The organism is Streptomyces sp. NPDC048197, from assembly GCF_043202395.1.
GTDB classification, from domain to species: Bacteria; Actinomycetota; Actinomycetes; order Streptomycetales; family Streptomycetaceae; genus Streptomyces; species Streptomyces siderophoricus.
This window is the reverse complement of record NZ_JBIDAJ010000012.1, coordinates 47,809-62,142: the sequence shown is the minus strand read 5'-3', so window position 1 is coordinate 62,142 and position 14,334 is coordinate 47,809. Positions and strand designations below refer to the sequence as shown.

The window sequence follows — 14,334 nt, the reverse complement described above, 5'->3', positions numbered from 1 at the left end:
GGGCCCGGATCCCGGCCCCGTGCCTGGCGCGCCGGCCCTCAGCGTCCGCCCGCGATCAGCAGGGGTGCCCCGCCCGGTGCCGAGGCCGGCCGGCCGTTCGCTGCCGGTACGGCGCCCAGCGGGGAGCGCACGGCAGGCAGCAGACCGCGGGCGGCCAGTTCCGGACGGACGCCCTCGCCGAACCAGTACGCCTCCTCAAGGTGCGGATAGCCGGAGAGTACGAAGTGCTCGATGCCCGGTGCGTGGTACTCCTCGATCCGGTCCGCCACCTCGGCGTGGCTGCCGACCAGCGCGGTCCCCGCACCGCCCCGTACCAGACCGACCCCCGCCCCCAGATTGGGCGCGATCTCCAGCTTGTCGCGGGAGCCGCCGTGCAGTGCCAGCATCCGCTGCTGGCCCACCGACTCGCTCCTGCGGAGGGCCTGTTGGGCGGCCGCGACGGTCGCCGGATCGAGGTCGTCCAGCAGACGGTCGGCGGTCGCCCACGCCTCCTTGGAGGAGTCCCGCGAGGCGGTGTGCAACCGGATGCCGAACCGGACCGTGCGCCCGTCCCCTTCCGCGAGCCCCCGTACCCAGTCGATCTTCTCCTTCACCTGCGCGGGCGGCTCGCCCCAGGTGAGATGGACGTCGACGTTCCGTGCGGCGACCGGCCCCGCGGCCGCCGACGACCCGCCGAAGAAGTCAAACGCCATCTCGGGTCGTGGACCTTTGTTTCCGCGGCATTGACACAACATTGCCACCCGCGCCCGCCACCTTGCGGACCAGGGCGACCGGGGCGACCGGGGCGACGAGGGCGACGAGGGCGACGAGGGCGACCGGGACGTCCGTCCCGTACGAAGATGAACGCATGAGCTCTGCATTCACCAGCCGCATCCTGGACATCACCACCGGCTCGACGGAGACCGTCGCCGACCTCACCGCCGACTGTGCCGCCTTCCTCCGGGACGCCGCGGACGGCCGTGACGGCCTGCTCAATGTCTTCGTCCCGCACGCGACGGCCGGCATCGCCGTACTCGAGACCGGAGCCGGCAGCGACGAGGACCTCCTCGCCGCCCTGCACGACCTGCTCCCCGCCGACGACCGCTGGCGCCACCGCCACGGCAGCCCCGGCCACGGCCGGGACCACGTCCTGCCGGCCCTGGTCCCGCCACACGCCACCCTGCCGGTCATCGCCGGCCGCATGGCCCTCGGCACCTGGCAGTCCGTCTGCCTGGTCGACACCAACAAGGACAATGCCAACCGCCAGGTCCGGCTGAGCTTCCTGGGGTGACCGGGGCGCCCGAGACTTCCCGTGGGTGCGGCCGCCGACTCTTCTCACGCGCCGGTCAATTTCGACGCGGACGGCGTCCTGATCGGCATCGAGGTGCTGGACGCCCGCGCCAAGCTGCCGCGGCACGTACCGTCGCCCGGTCCGCACACCACAGCCGCCGCTCCGCCCCCGTCAGGGTCAGCCGGACGGTGTGGCAGACGTCCGGGCGGCATGCGCACACCCCTCGAGTTCGAATTGTGGACAACCAACCCCCTCGACCGCCTGGAATCCAGCAACTTGACTCCATGTGAACCGGGGCGCATCAAAGCCTCCATCAGCCCCGGAGCGGTTCCCTCAGCGCCCGGAGCCGCGCCTTGTCGCCGGCCCCGGTTGATTTCTTCCCCGCGACACAACGCCGGAATAATTCGGAAGAGTGCCGTGCGAGAACCCGCGAACGCTCCGTACGACGGGAAAGGTGAACATGATGGGCAGTGAGCCGCTGAATCTCGACGCGTCGGGCGAGTGGGCGGGCTTGTGGTGGCTGCCGGAAGACCCTGGGCACCGGGTGCCAGGCGTGCTCCGCTACGAGCCCGAATGCGGCTTGACGCTCTCTTTGATCGGCGCGTTCGAGGACCGGGTCACGACGACGCCTGCTCCCGGTGTGCTGATGGTCCATGAGGGCCGTCGAACGTGGGATGTGATCCATGGCGCCGCCGATCAGCGCGAGATCAGCCTCTTCGGCTGCTTTCCTGTCGACGGCCGGCGGACCTTCGGTGCGCGGGTGAAGACCCCCGACAAACAGAACGTCGCGGCAACGACGGCACTCATCGGGGCGCACATCGGCAGTGAAGACGAGGCGGCGTTCTCCACGACAGAGGTGTCGGTGGAGGACCTCGGGCATTGGGCGGCATCGTCAGTGTTCGAAGGGTTCTTGGGTACCTCCAGCGGGCGTCCTGATGGGAGTGGCACCATCTCCGTCAAGCCCGTGGAGGTGCAGTCGGTCGAAGTCGACGGGACGGAGTTCGTGCTCGCGCACCGCCACACGCTGCCGTTCTTCGATCGGCGTCGGGGCGGAACCGTTGGTCGCATGCGGGATACCGCGTACATACGGATCACCCGGCGCGAGGCGTCCTCATTGCGTGATGCGATGGGCTGTGCCCGGTTGATACAAGACCTGATCGCCCTTGCCACTCACCGTGCTGCAGGCATGATCTGGGTACGCCTGAAACTGGCCCCGGACGACGCCGTGTCGGAGTCCGGCGGGCTGCGGCCGGAGCGGAATGTCGACGTGCTCCACTCGCCCTCTGTGGTCGGGAAGCACGATGCGAAGGCAGCCGCTCCTCATCGTGTGTTCTTCACCTGCGAGGCTCTGCCCTTCGAGGAGATCATCCCCCGCTGGTGCGATATGCACGAGCGGCTGCAGTCCGCGACAAACATGGTTCTGGGGCTTCGGTACGCGCCGGCACGGTACGTCGAGAACAATCTCCTGACGGCGGTGGGAGCGGCTGAGGTGCTGCACCGTGGCTTTGACATCGACGAACCGCCGATCCCGTCGGAGGTCTTCAAACCGATGCGCGAAGCGATGCTGGCTCAGGTGCCCGAGGAGCACAGGGAGCGAATCCGCGGCTTCCTACGCAATGACCCGACACTTCGGGATCGGTTGTACGCACTCGCGGCCCGCCCCGACCAGGAGGCGCTGTCCGCGCTCGTGCCAGACGTGGACCGGTGGGCCAGGCGCACGACCCGAGCGCGCAACGACCTGGCCCACGAGGGGCGAACCCCCCACCACAAGCTCGAGGAGCTGATCGCCATTGTGGACGTCACCACTGCGGTGGTTATTCTGAATCTGCTGAACGAACTTGGGCTGCCGGCCGAACGCCAACGAGAGGTCGTGCGTGACCACCCGCAGTTGCGCGCTACGGCCGGGAGTGCACGGGACTGGCTGAGTACGTCCGAGGCGGACTCCTAAGTCGGATGGTTGAGAACGGGAATCGGGACTGGATCCGCGACCGGCACGCTGACTGGCTTTCCGCCCATTCGGCCGGCCTCTGACGATTCTCCTGACTGCTGTTTTCTTGTTCCGGAATTGTTCGGGAACGCTGCGCTTGATCTGGCGATGCCGAAGGGGGCTGTGCGCCTGGGACCGGCCGGCGTCCCCTCTTCGATCGACCGGCCCGCCGCCACGAAGGGACGCGTGTTCCCTGTCGACCAACCGGGCAAGCCGGAGGTCGGCAGGGCGTAGTGCCGCACCAGGGGCGCATCGGTATACCTCGGACCTGGCGAGGGGGCGGGGTGGGCCGGTCATCGCCGCGTCAGTAGGGTGCCGCCATCTGGGGGGCGGCGACCGGAGGAAACGGACAACCGCATGGACTACTGCGTTGGATGCGGGACCTATCTCGATGGGAAGGCGGAGTCGTGCCCGGCGTGCGGCCATGCCCACGGTGGCGTAGCCACCGGCTACCCCTCATCACGGCCGCACCCCCTCTACCGGAGCGGCGTCCCGCTGATGCCCGAGCCGCCGGTCTACGAGCACACGGGAACGTACCGGTACGACGGGGGCCTCGAGGCCCCGCACACCTACGAGCAGACGCAGGCGTACGAGCCCCCGGAGTCGTACGAGACAGGGCCCCTTCCCGAACGGGGCGGCGAACCCAACGGACCCGGCCTGGCCGACGGAGACTTCGCCCCCGGCACGGCCACCGGCCTTGACGCGGATGCGGCTGCGGCTGCGGCTGCCGGTCCCGGTGACGGCAACGAGGCGTACGCCTCCCACCGGTCGTCGGCGACGCGCCGCCGCGGCAGGGGCCCGCGCCGGGCACGGCGCCGCAAGGGCGGCAAGACCAAGATGGCCCTCGGCGTCGCGGGTGGGGTCGTACTGGTCGGCGTCGTCGCGACAGGCCTGTCGGGGGAACTGTTGCCCACTGGTCCGACACACGGAAGGCACACGGAGTCGCAGGCGTCGCCCACGCCCGCCGCCACGTCCGCCACCGGGGAGCCAGCACCAAGCCGGACCGCGGGAGAGCCGGCTCGTCCGTCGCACGCCGCGAAGCCGTCGGCATCGGCATCGGACGTCGCCGTCTCCCACTCTGCGGTTCCCGCATCCGCGACCACGGCACCGCCCGTCGCCACCCGACCCACCGCCAAGCAACCGCCCCAGCCAAAGCCGTCACCCACGAACGCGGGGGCGAACCAGACGCCCGCACCACGCGCCACACGGTCGCGGACCTGCTTCCTCTTCTGGTGTTCCTAAGGGATCGATACCAAGCGGACTGGAGCCGGAACGAGGAGCCGGAACCAGGAGCCGGAACCGTGAGCCGCACCAAGTTCGGGCGACCTGTTGAGGCGACTCCGTGCAGAAGGGAGGCGATGCGGCGGGGAAGGCCGCGGCGTGCCGGTTCCCTGCACCGGCAGGTGGGCCTCACTGCATGACCCCAGCCATGAGGTCACCCATTACCCACCTGTATCAACGCCCCAATGCCCCACCGACGCCGGTCGCTCGGCCGGATTGCAGCAACGCCTTACCGGGGTGAGGCTTGGAAGCTGAATCGAGCGATGGAGGAGCGGTGGGCAACCTGGTCGTCGTTGGAGTGGATGGCTCGTCGTCGAGCCTTGCCGCGGTGGAACAGGCCGCCCGGGAAGCCCAGCGGCGTCGTTCGGATCTGCGGGTGGTGAACGCCTTGAGCTGGCCGGTCAGGCCCATGCACACGCCGCTGGACCCGTCACCGCTCGACCGTTTGGTGAACGATGCCGCGGACCGCGCCCGGAGTGTGGCGCCTGAGCTGCAGGTCACCGCGGCCGTGGTGACGGGTGAACCGGTGGCGGTATTGGAGGCCGAGTCGCGAGCCGCGGACCTGGTGGTCGTCGGCCCCCGGGGTATGGGGGGATTCATCGGCTTGCTGCTGGGATCAACGGCGGCTTCGCTGGCCGCCCATGCCCAATGTCCGGTGATGGTGGCCCGCGAGGAACCGGCGGAAGCCGGGCCGATCGTGCTGGGCGTCGACGGCTCGCAGGTCGGTGAGGAAGCGGTCGAATTCGCCTTCGCCGAGGCGGCGCTGCGCGGAGCCGAGGTCGTCGCCGCGCATGCGTGGTTGCCGGATTACGCGCCGCCCGGTACGGGCGTCGAAAGCGCGGAGCGGCTGCTGGCCCAGGCTGTCGCCGGCCGCACGGAGAATTATCCGGACGTCACGGTCAGACGCGAAGTCTTGAGCGGCGAAACCCGCGAGGTATTGATCGAGGCGAGCCGGACTGCCCAGCTCATGGTCGTCGGAGCCAGGGGACGCGGTGGCTTTGCCGGGTTGCTCCTGGGGTCGGTGAGCCAGGCACTGCTGCACCACGCGCACTGCTCCGTCACCGTCGTCCGCGGCAAGACATGACCGGCCGGCGCGCCTGACGACCCGTACGGCCTGCTGCGACGAGGCCTGCTTGCCCGCTTGCCCGCTTGCCTGCTTGCCCGCTGGCGTGTCGACGGCGAGTACGGCGCGGGCGAGCACGGCCAGGGCGCCGTGCGTACAGTCGCCCGTGGCGGCCGTCATGCGAGACGACAGGGCGACGGTCATCACCCGGACGGCCTACTGCGGTCGCGGCGCGAACGGACTCCCGCACTGTCGGGCGCTGCCACAGCCCGAGGATCACCAGAACTGCTGCGGAATCCGGCTGCTCGACGCCGCTCGTCAAGACCGTCCGCCACCTCGGCTGTCGACAAGAGCGCGTCTTCGCTCCTCGGCCTTGTGAGCGGCGGCGTCCCGTTCACTTCCCCGTAGCGCCCTCCGCGCGGGAGAGGGCGACCTGGAGTACGACCAGGAGGGCGTCGCGGACCGAGCCTGTTTTGCGGGCGTCGAAGACGGTGAGGGGGACGTGGTCGGAGACGTCGAGGGCCCAGCGGACCTCGTCGAGGTCGTGGTGGATCTCGCCGTCGAAGGCGTTGACGGCAACGGCGAACGGGATGTTCTTGTGCTCGAAGTAGTCGACCGCGGCGTAGCAGTCGTCGAGCCGGCGGGTGTCCACGATCACCAGGCCGCCGAGGGCGCCCTCGACCACGTCGTCCCACATGAAGCCGAACCGGTCCTGGCCCGGGGTGCCGAACAGGTACAGCTTCAGCGTCGGGTCGATGGTGATGCAGCCGAAGTCCATGGCGACGGTGGTCGTGGTTTTGCCGGGGGTGTGGGAGAGGTCGTCCACGCCCGCCGCGACCTCTGTGATGGCGGCCTCCGTGGTCAGCGGCCGGATCTCGGAGATGGCGCCCACGGCCGTGGTCTTGCCGACGCCGAAGCCGCCGGCGATGACCAACTTGACCGGAACCGGCGGCGGTTCAACCGCTGTCACGGAGTGTGTCCCGTGAGTCGGGGACGGCACGGAGACCATCGATAACCCTTCGCAGTACGGAGATGTCCTGGGTGGTGCCGGCGTGCGGGACGTGGACCGCCAGATGCCCGGCGGCGCGCAGGTCCTCCGCCAGCACCCGGACCACGTTGAGGTGGAGGCGCAGCCGCGCGGCCAGTTCGGCCACCGACTGCGGATGTCGGCAGGCGGCGACGATGTCGCGTTGTTCGAAGGCCAGGGAACCCAGGACGGAGATCCCGGACGCGGTCGCGACGATCTGGGTCTCGACCGGGAGCGGTGGGCCGGTGCCGCCCCCGGCCACCCGGCCGGCCGTCAGCAGGAAGGGCCGGATGGCGGGAGCGCGGCCGACCGGTTCGGACGGGTCCGGGGCGTCGCTCGCAGACTCGACCGCGGACTCGACCGTGGACTCGCCAGCTGACTCGACCGTTGACTTGCCTGTTCGCTCGTCCGCCGGTTTGTCCACCGGCTTGTCCGCGCGCTCGCCCGTTGACTCGGCCGTCCGCTCGTCCGCTGACTCGTTCGGTGACTCGTTCGGTTCTGGTTCACCGGCCACCATCATGATCCTCTTCTCGGCGCCCGCAAAGATCCTCTTCCAGTGCCGGCAGTGATTCTGTTCCCAGTGCCGGCACTGCCCTGCTGTTCAGAGCCGGCCCTGACCGCTGTTCAGCGCCGGCACTGCTCTGCTGAACCGCTGCTCAGCGTCCGCCCCCTGGCGCTTGCCGTGGCGGTGGTGGCGGCGCAGGTCAGCGGGCCGGGGCCGCGCCGGCTGTTTTCTTGAGTTCCAGGACCAGTTGGGGGGTGAGGGCGCTCCCGGCGCGGTTGGCGAAGAGGGTCATCTCGTAGGCGATGTTGCCGAGCTTCGCCTCCTTCGAGGTGACCACGCCGAGGACGGCACCGCAGCCGATGGCCGAGACCAGCACGTGGCCGCCCTCCAGGTCGATGATGACCTTGTTGAGGCCGCCCAGGCCGTAGTTGCCGGAGGCGCCGGCGGCCAGGCTCGTGACGCCGGACACGATCGCTGCGAGCCGCTCGGAGTCGGCCTGTTCGCGCAGTTGGGAGACGGCGATCAGCAGGCCGTCCGACGACACCGCGATGGCGTCGACGACGCCGGCGGTCTGGGTGGCGAACCGGTCCAGCAGCCAGGTGAAGTCGGCCGCGGCGGCTGTCAGATCGGTGGGTTCCTCCCGCTCGGAACCGCTGTTACCTGTCGGCGTGCTCACTGCCCGACTCCTTCCGGGGTTGCTGGTGTGTCGATGGCGCCGGTTCGCTTGTGGCGGGCGCACTCTCTTGCTCCGCCCTGCGTACCGCGGCCTCGAATTCGTCGAGTTCCGATCGGACCGCGTCGGCGTCGACGGGCCGGCGCGCGGCCTGGGCCGCTCGGTCGGCCGTCGGGGAGGTCATGTCGAGCGTCGCGCCCCGTACCCGCCGTCGCAGCGGCCGGACGGACCGGTCCGTCCGGGGCGCGGACGCCGGGGTGTTCCGCTCCGCGTCGTCCGTGCCGCGGCGTGGCAGGCGCCGGGGGAGCTCGCCCTCCTGGGAGGTCCCGCCCGGCTGCCGTTCGGGCGCGGTGGCGAGGGCCCGTACGGGCAGGGGCGTGGCGGCGGAGGGGGAAGCGGAGGGGGGCTCGGCTGCCTTTGCCGCGAGCTTGGGCTCGGGCTCGGGCTCGGGTGTGGGTCCGGGCTCGTTCGTGGGCGAGGGCTCGGGCTGCGCCGTTGCCGCCACTCCAGCCGATTCCGGAGCCGGCGGCGGGGTGGCCGGTGACGGCGTCGGGGCCGGGTTCACCGCCAGCAGCAGCGCGGCGGGGAGCCAGACGGTGCCGGTGACCCCGCCGCCCGGGGTGCGGCTCAGGGTGACCCGGATGCCGGAGCGCCGGGCGAGGTTCCCGACCACGAACAGGCCGAGGACCTTGGTCGGTACGAGGTCGAGCCGTTCCCGGCGGACCAGCCGGGAGTTCTCCTCGGCGAGGCGTTCCGCGCTCATGCCGAGGCCGTGGTCGATGACCTCGATCAGGGCCCCGCCGTCCGAGGTGACGTCGGTGCCGGGCCGGACGACGACCTCGACGGGCGTGTCGGACGGGGAGAACGAGACCGCGTTCTCCAGCAGCTCGGCGAGCATCAGCGTCAGGTCGTCGACGATGTCGGGCGCGACCACGACCTCGGTCTCGGCCCGCAGCGACACCCGCTGGTATCCCTCGATCTGGCCGAGACCCGCCCGGATGACGTTGGCCAGACCGGTCGGCCGGGCCTCCACCTCTGGGTCCCGGATGCCGGCGAGCAGCATCAGGCTGTCGGCGTTGCGCTGGAGGCGGACGGCGATGTGGTCGATGCGGTACATCCGCTCCAGGACGTCGGGGTCGGTCTCCTCGCGTTCCACCGCGTCTATCAGCATGAGCTGGCGCGAGGTGAGGTTGCTGACCCGGCGTCCGACGTTGCCGAACATCTCGGCGACGTTGCGGCGGCTGAGCACCTGCCGCTCCAGCAGCGCCGCGGCGGTGACCTGTACCTGGTTGAACGCCTCGGCCAGGTGGCCGATCTCGTCGCGGACCGGGACCGGGATCGGCCGTGGCCGCAGCGGGGTGCGGTCCGCGGAATCGTCGTCCTCGACCCTGGCGAGCTCCTCGCCGGCCACGTCGACCACCTGCTGGGCGGCGCCGGTCAGGGCCGCCAGGGGGCGGACGACCGAGCGCCGGACCAGGACGGCGAAGGTCAGCCAGGCGGCGAAGCCGAGCAGGGCGAGACCGAGCATCGTCAGCGCGTTGTCGAGGGCGCTGTGCGAGAGGCCGTCGGCCCGGGCGGCGATCTGCTCGATCAGTGACCGGGTGACGGAGAGGCGGGCCTCGGCCTGCCGGGTTCCGGCGGCCATCGCCTTGCGCAGCTGGTGCGGGGTCTGGCCCTGCAGGGAGCCGGGGTCGATCTGGAGCTCCGCGAACTGGGCCTCGATGCCGTTCTGTTCGGCGTCGCGCTCGATCGCGCCGAGCGCCAGGACCTGCTCCGGGTCGGCGATCCGGCCGAACCGTGCGGTCTGCTCCTCGTAGAGCTTGTGGGCGCCGACCGCGCGGGTGTATTCGGTGAGCGCGTTGGCGTCCCGGGTCTGGGCGGAGAACACCCCGCTCTCGAAGGCCGCGTGGGCGGCGTCGGCGCGCAGCACCGTGTCGAGGAGGTTGGTGACCGAGGACGACGAGGTGCCGGCGTAGCGGTCCAGGCCGATGCCGTCGATCAGGTAGCCGACGGCGGCGGCGTAGGCGGGGTCGATGGTGGCGGCCGGCACCGATCCGCGTTCGACCTTGTCGCGCAGTACGGCGAGACCGCGGATGTAGTCCAGGGCGCGGGCCTCGTCCTTCGGCAGGCCCGGGCCGAACGCGGAATGCACGGCGGTGACCTGCTCGTCGGTGTCCTGCTGGGTCCGGCGGTAGGCGGCGGTGGACGGCAGTGCGGCGCCGGGCCGCACCGACTCCTGCTCCACGGACAGCAGGAGCGCCTGCCGGTGTTCGGCCTGTACGTCGTTGATCAGCCGGGTGACCTGCTCGCTGTCCCGCACCAGCTCCGCGCTGCGGCCGGCGTCCTGGGCCTTCTGCACCTGCGTGTTGACGCCGATGCCCAGCAGTACGCCGACGACCGCGACGGGCGCGATCACCAGGACGTTGAGCTTCCGCCGGAACGGCCAGCGGTCGAGGAGGGCGTCCGCCTGCTGACGGAACCGCGGTCGCAACGGTGAACGCCGGGACGGCTCGGGTTCGTGTTGCGGCGGGTCCACTGCGTCCACGGACACCCGGGCCTCCTTACGACGTGCTGCTGAGCGGTGACCGAGGTGGTGGTGCCGACCGCCGACGACGGGCAGCGCGACGACGGTGAAGCACGAAGATTGCGAGGTTTGCACCCCAAATGCGAGCGAAAGGTTTCCGCCACACGGTCAACCGGCCGTGAACACTACCGCTTGTGCACGGGCATGCAACACGTGGCGCATCGAGACCCCGCACTATTCAACTCTTCGTCACTTTTGGTCTGTTAAGGCCCGGCGAAATGCCTGGTCGCCCACGATCCGGTGGCCGCCGGGAAGCGTAACGAAGGAGCGGGAAAGGGAGTGAAACCGTGCGAAGGGGGAGAGAAGGCGAGCGCGAACTGGCGCGATTCCACCGGGTCCGGCACGGGCGGCATACGCGGCATCTCCGACGGTGGGGGCATCTCCCCAAGGCGGCTGCCCGACGGACCACCGCCACCCGTAACCTGTCTCCCCCCACCCCACCCGTACCCCCATCCTGCGCTGCGAGGACACCCGTGCACCCCACCCGCAAGGCGGTCATGACCGCCGCCGCACTCCTGGTCATGGCCACCGCCGGCTGCGATGCCGGCGCCGGTGCCGCCGCCTCCCACAAGAGCTCCGCCAAGCCCGGCTGCCCCACCGCCCGCTCCCGCGCCGAGCAGGCCGTCAAGAAGGCCGAGGCGGTCAACGCCCCCTGGAAGGGCCCCACCACCGGGCCCAGGGCCGTGCACGGCAAGACCGTCGTCTACATAGCCCAGACCCTGACCAATCCGGGCGTCGCCGGAGTCGCCCAGGGCTTCCAGGAAGCCGCCAAGATCCTCGGCTGGCACGCCCGCACCCTCAACGGCCAGGGCACGCCCGGCGGCCAACGGGCCGCCTTCCGGCAGGCCCTCGACCTCAAGCCGGACGGCATCGTGCTCAGCGGGTTCGACCCCGGCATCGCCCCGGAGGACGTCAAAAAGGCCCGTACGGCGGGGATTCCGCTGATCGGCTGGCACGCCACCGCCGCCCCCGGCCCCAGCAAGGACCTGCAGCTCTTCAGCAACATCACCTCCAGGGTCGAGGACGTCGCGAAGATCAGCGCCGACTGGATCATCGACCGCTCCAACGGCCGTGCCGGTGTCGTCCTGTTCACCGACGCCTCGGTGCCGTTCGCGAAGCACAAGTCCGACCTGATCAAGAAGGAACTCGCCACCTGCTCCGGCGTGCAGCTGCTGAGCTACACCAACATCCCCATCCCGCAGGCCAGTAGCCGCTCCATCGGGGAAGTCCGCTCGCTGCTCTCCCGCTTCGGCCGCAGGTGGACGTATTCCGCGGCCATCAACGACCTGTACTTCCAGCACGCCGCCCCCGCCCTGCGCGCCGCGGGCAAGGACGGTGCCGGCGCCCCCTACAACATCGGTGCGGGCGACGGCGATCCGTCGGCCTTCCAGCGCGTCAACGGCAAGCAGTTCCAGGCCGCCACCGTCCCCGAGCCGCTCTCCGAACAGGGCTGGCAGATCATCGACGAGTTCAACCGCGCCTTCGCCGGCGCCCCGGACAGCGGGTACGTCGCCCCCGTCCACATCGCCACCGCCACCAACAGCGGCGGCGCGCTGTCCTGGGACTCGGAGGGATACCGGCAGGCGTATCGGAAGATCTGGGGCGAGTGAGAGCCTTTGGCGGTCGGTGGGGGCGGGCCCGGTGCTCGCTCTGCGCCGGTGTCCGCGCCGTGAGCGATGACCTGGCTTGTTGCCGGCGGGCATAATCGGGTGGCCGTGCCAGGTGTCGAAATCGCATGCGATGACAGTCGCTGAGGCCGGTGTGCGTACCGGCGCGGTTCGATGGGGGAGTGGTGGAGAGCGAAGCCCGCCGCGCGGCGTCGGCCTATGACGCGTTCATCAGTTACAACGCCATGGATCTGCCGGTGGTGCACCGACTCGTCGAGAGGCTGCACGAGGAGGGCTTCCACGTGTTCCTCGACGACTGGTGCCTGGTGGCGGGCGAGCCTTGGCAGGAGCGGCAGAGCGAGGCGCTGGCCGACAGTTCGTGCTGCCTCGTGATGTGCGGTGCACATGGTCTGGGGCCGTGGCAGGAGGAGGAAGTCCGGCTCGCGGTCAGCGCCCGGGTCAGCGGGCACTCCCTTCGGGTCATTCCCGTGTTGCTCCCCGGCGCCTCGCGGGGGTGCTGACGCCGATGGCACGCGTAAGTGCAGAAACCGCGGTCCCGCCCGGGCCCGGCGGCTGCCGAAGGGCCGGTGTCCCGCCGACCTGACCCAGGAGGCGGGACCGACCCCGGCCTCAGCCCGTGCTCTTCTCCCGCCGGTCGCGTCGCTGCTTGAGGTGGCCGGCGGTGGCCAGGGCGGCCACCACGAGGGCCGTGCCGGCGAGCTGGTTGCGGCCGTCGGCCGAGGCGGCCATGACGGCGAAGATGCCGAGGATGGCGGCGAACGCCAGCCAGGTCAGGTACGGGAAGCCCCACATCCGCACGGAGAGCAGCTCGGGTGCCTCGCGCTCCAGGCGGCGGCGCATCCTCAGCTGGGTGAGGCAGACGATGGACCAGACGACCAGCACCGCGCAGCCGGCGATGTTCAGCAGCCAGGCGAACACGGTGGTCGGCCAGACGATCCCGGCGATCACGGCGGCGAAGCCGAAGGCGCAGGACGCCAGGACCGCCGCGGCCGGCACGCCCCGGGTGACCCGGCTCAGGAAGCGCGGGCCCTGGCCCCGGTTGACGAGGGAGTACGCCATGCGCGAGGAGCCGTAGATGTTGGCGTTCATCGCGGAGAGCAGTGCGACCAGCACCACGACCTGCATGATCGTGCCGGCGGCCGGGATGCCGAGCCGGTCGAGCACGGTGACGTACGGGCCCTCCGTGGCGACCTTCGGGTCGTTCCACGGGACCAGGGTGACGACCACGGCCATGGAGCCGATGTAGAAGACGGCGATGCGCCAGACGGCGGTGCGGACGGCGCGGGCCACGTTCCGGCTCGGATGGTCGGACTCCGCCGCCGCGATGGTGACGGTCTCCAGACCGGCGAAGCCGGAGATGGTGGTGAGCAGGCCGGCGGCGAGTCCGGCGGCGCCGGTGGGGAAGAAGCCGCCGTGGCCGGTGAGGTGGCGGGTGCCGGGCGGGTTGCCGAAGACCCCGAGGATGCCCAGCACGCCCAGCACCAGGAAGGCCACGATCGTCGCGACCTTGATCGCGGCGAACCAGAACTCGAACTCACCGAAGTTCTTGACGGCGGTCAGGTTGCTGGCGCAGAAGAACGCCATGAAGACCGCCACCCAGCCGTAGCCAGGGAGGAACGGCACCCAGGTGTGCATGATCGTGCCGGCCGCGGTGGCCTCGGCGGCCACGCCGGCGCAGAGCATCAGCCAGTACATCCAGCCCGAAGTGACCCCGGCCCACGAGCCGAGCTCCTGCTCCGCGTGCACCGAGAACGAGCCGGTGGAGGGCCGCGCGGCGGACATCTCGCCGAGCATCCGCATGATCAGCATGACCAGCGCGCCGGCCCCGATGAAGAGCAGCACGATGGCCGGCCCGGCCGCGGCGATACCGGCCCCGGAGCCGACGAAGAGCCCCGCGCCGATGACGCCGCCGAGCGCGATCATCGACAGATGACGCTGCTTGAGGCCGTGCGACAGCACGGACTCGCCGTCCGGTGCGGCCTGCGGGGAGTCCTCGGGGGACCGGGTGTTTGTCCGACTCATGGTCGTGCCTGTTCATTGGGTGAGACGTCGGTGAGCCGGAAAAGTCTGGGGGCCCGACCTGCCCGTACGACGTGAACGCCCACTATTCGGACCGTTCGCCTACAGGGGGTGAAGGGGTTGACACGGGTGGTTGGTGAGGTGGCGGCGCGCAGCCGGGTATTGCCGGAAGGGTGGTGGGCGCTTGTGAGTTGGGTCACTGCTGGGGCGGGGAAGGGCGTGGACCCCTGGGCTCGCCCCGGGCGAAGCGGCAGCTCACGATCCGCTACCGCTGGGTAGGTCATCACGCTGTGCAGC

The 14,334-nt window shown here is 70.6% G+C and carries 10 protein-coding genes and 1 pseudogene; 5 read left to right on the top strand and 6 right to left on the bottom strand.

Going from position 1 to position 14,334, the window contains the following annotated elements; genetic code table 11:
• Positions 1–38: 38 nt before the first annotated feature.
• A pseudogene (locus ACGF4C_RS18080) lies at positions 39–680 on the bottom strand (LLM class flavin-dependent oxidoreductase); the annotation flags it as partial.
• A 167-nt stretch (positions 681–847) separates the two neighbouring features.
• On the opposite strand from ACGF4C_RS18080, the gene ACGF4C_RS18075 reads away from it, so the two are divergent.
• From ACGF4C_RS18075 to ACGF4C_RS18065, 3 genes are all read left to right on the top strand, one after another.
• Positions 848–1,270 (top strand): YjbQ family protein, encoded by a 423-nt coding sequence (locus ACGF4C_RS18075; protein WP_393567325.1) that lies wholly within the window; start codon positions 848–850, stop codon positions 1,268–1,270.
• A gap of 460 nt (positions 1,271–1,730) precedes the next feature.
• Positions 1,731–3,218: a HEPN domain-containing protein gene (locus ACGF4C_RS18070; protein WP_393567517.1), complete on the top strand. Its 1,488-nt coding sequence runs from the start codon at positions 1,731–1,733 to the stop codon at positions 3,216–3,218.
• Between the two features lie 1,594 nt (positions 3,219–4,812).
• Positions 4,813–5,622 (top strand): universal stress protein, encoded by an 810-nt coding sequence (locus ACGF4C_RS18065; RefSeq protein WP_393567323.1) that lies wholly within the window; start codon positions 4,813–4,815, stop codon positions 5,620–5,622.
• 373 nt (positions 5,623–5,995) lie between these two features.
• Here the strand turns inward: ACGF4C_RS18065 and ACGF4C_RS18060 are convergent, their stop codons facing one another.
• The 4 genes from ACGF4C_RS18060 to ACGF4C_RS18045 form a co-directional block, all read right to left on the bottom strand.
• Positions 5,996–6,610 (bottom strand): ATP/GTP-binding protein, encoded by a 615-nt coding sequence (locus ACGF4C_RS18060; RefSeq protein ID WP_393567321.1) that lies wholly within the window; start codon positions 6,608–6,610, stop codon positions 5,996–5,998.
• Complete coding sequence (locus ACGF4C_RS18055; RefSeq protein ID WP_393567515.1) at positions 6,558–6,920, bottom strand: DUF742 domain-containing protein; 363 nt, start codon at positions 6,918–6,920, stop codon at positions 6,558–6,560. The genes ACGF4C_RS18060 and ACGF4C_RS18055 overlap by 53 nt, the downstream gene beginning before the upstream one ends.
• A gap of 412 nt (positions 6,921–7,332) precedes the next feature.
• A complete protein-coding gene (locus tag ACGF4C_RS18050) occupies positions 7,333–7,809 on the bottom strand; it encodes a roadblock/LC7 domain-containing protein (protein ID WP_030804461.1) in 477 nt (158 codons plus the stop codon).
• Positions 7,790–10,357, bottom strand: a complete 2,568-nt coding sequence (locus ACGF4C_RS18045) for an ATP-binding protein (protein WP_393567320.1) — start codon at positions 10,355–10,357, stop codon at positions 7,790–7,792. Before ACGF4C_RS18045 ends, ACGF4C_RS18050 begins: the two co-directional genes overlap by 20 nt.
• A gap of 506 nt (positions 10,358–10,863) precedes the next feature.
• On the opposite strand from ACGF4C_RS18045, the gene ACGF4C_RS18040 reads away from it, so the two are divergent.
• Both ACGF4C_RS18040 and ACGF4C_RS18035 read left to right on the top strand, forming a co-directional pair.
• Positions 10,864–12,000 (top strand): substrate-binding domain-containing protein, encoded by a 1,137-nt coding sequence (locus ACGF4C_RS18040; protein WP_393567318.1) that lies wholly within the window; start codon positions 10,864–10,866, stop codon positions 11,998–12,000.
• Between the two features lie 179 nt (positions 12,001–12,179).
• Positions 12,180–12,518 carry a toll/interleukin-1 receptor domain-containing protein gene (locus ACGF4C_RS18035; protein WP_393567316.1) on the top strand — a complete coding sequence of 113 codons (339 nt, stop codon included), beginning with the start codon at positions 12,180–12,182 and terminating at the stop codon, positions 12,516–12,518.
• A gap of 109 nt (positions 12,519–12,627) precedes the next feature.
• Here the strand turns inward: ACGF4C_RS18035 and ACGF4C_RS18030 are convergent, their stop codons facing one another.
• Positions 12,628–14,040 carry an amino acid permease gene (locus tag ACGF4C_RS18030; protein ID WP_393567315.1) on the bottom strand — a complete coding sequence of 471 codons (1,413 nt, stop codon included), beginning with the start codon at positions 14,038–14,040 and terminating at the stop codon, positions 12,628–12,630.
• Positions 14,041–14,334: the final 294 nt, after the last annotated feature.

What these genes read in the sequence shown, in the direction of transcription:
- ACGF4C_RS18075 (WP_393567325.1), top strand. Translation starts at nt 848, where the DNA reads ATGAGCTCTGCATTCACCAGCCGCATCCTGGACATCACCACCGGCTCG.
- ACGF4C_RS18070 (WP_393567517.1), top strand. Translation starts at nt 1,731, where the DNA reads ATGATGGGCAGTGAGCCGCTGAATCTCGACGCGTCGGGCGAGTGGGCG.
- ACGF4C_RS18060 (WP_393567321.1), bottom strand. Translation starts at nt 6,610, where the DNA reads ATGGTCTCCGTGCCGTCCCCGACTCACGGGACACACTCCGTGACAGCG.
- ACGF4C_RS18030 (WP_393567315.1), bottom strand. Translation starts at nt 14,040, where the DNA reads ATGAGTCGGACAAACACCCGGTCCCCCGAGGACTCCCCGCAGGCCGCA.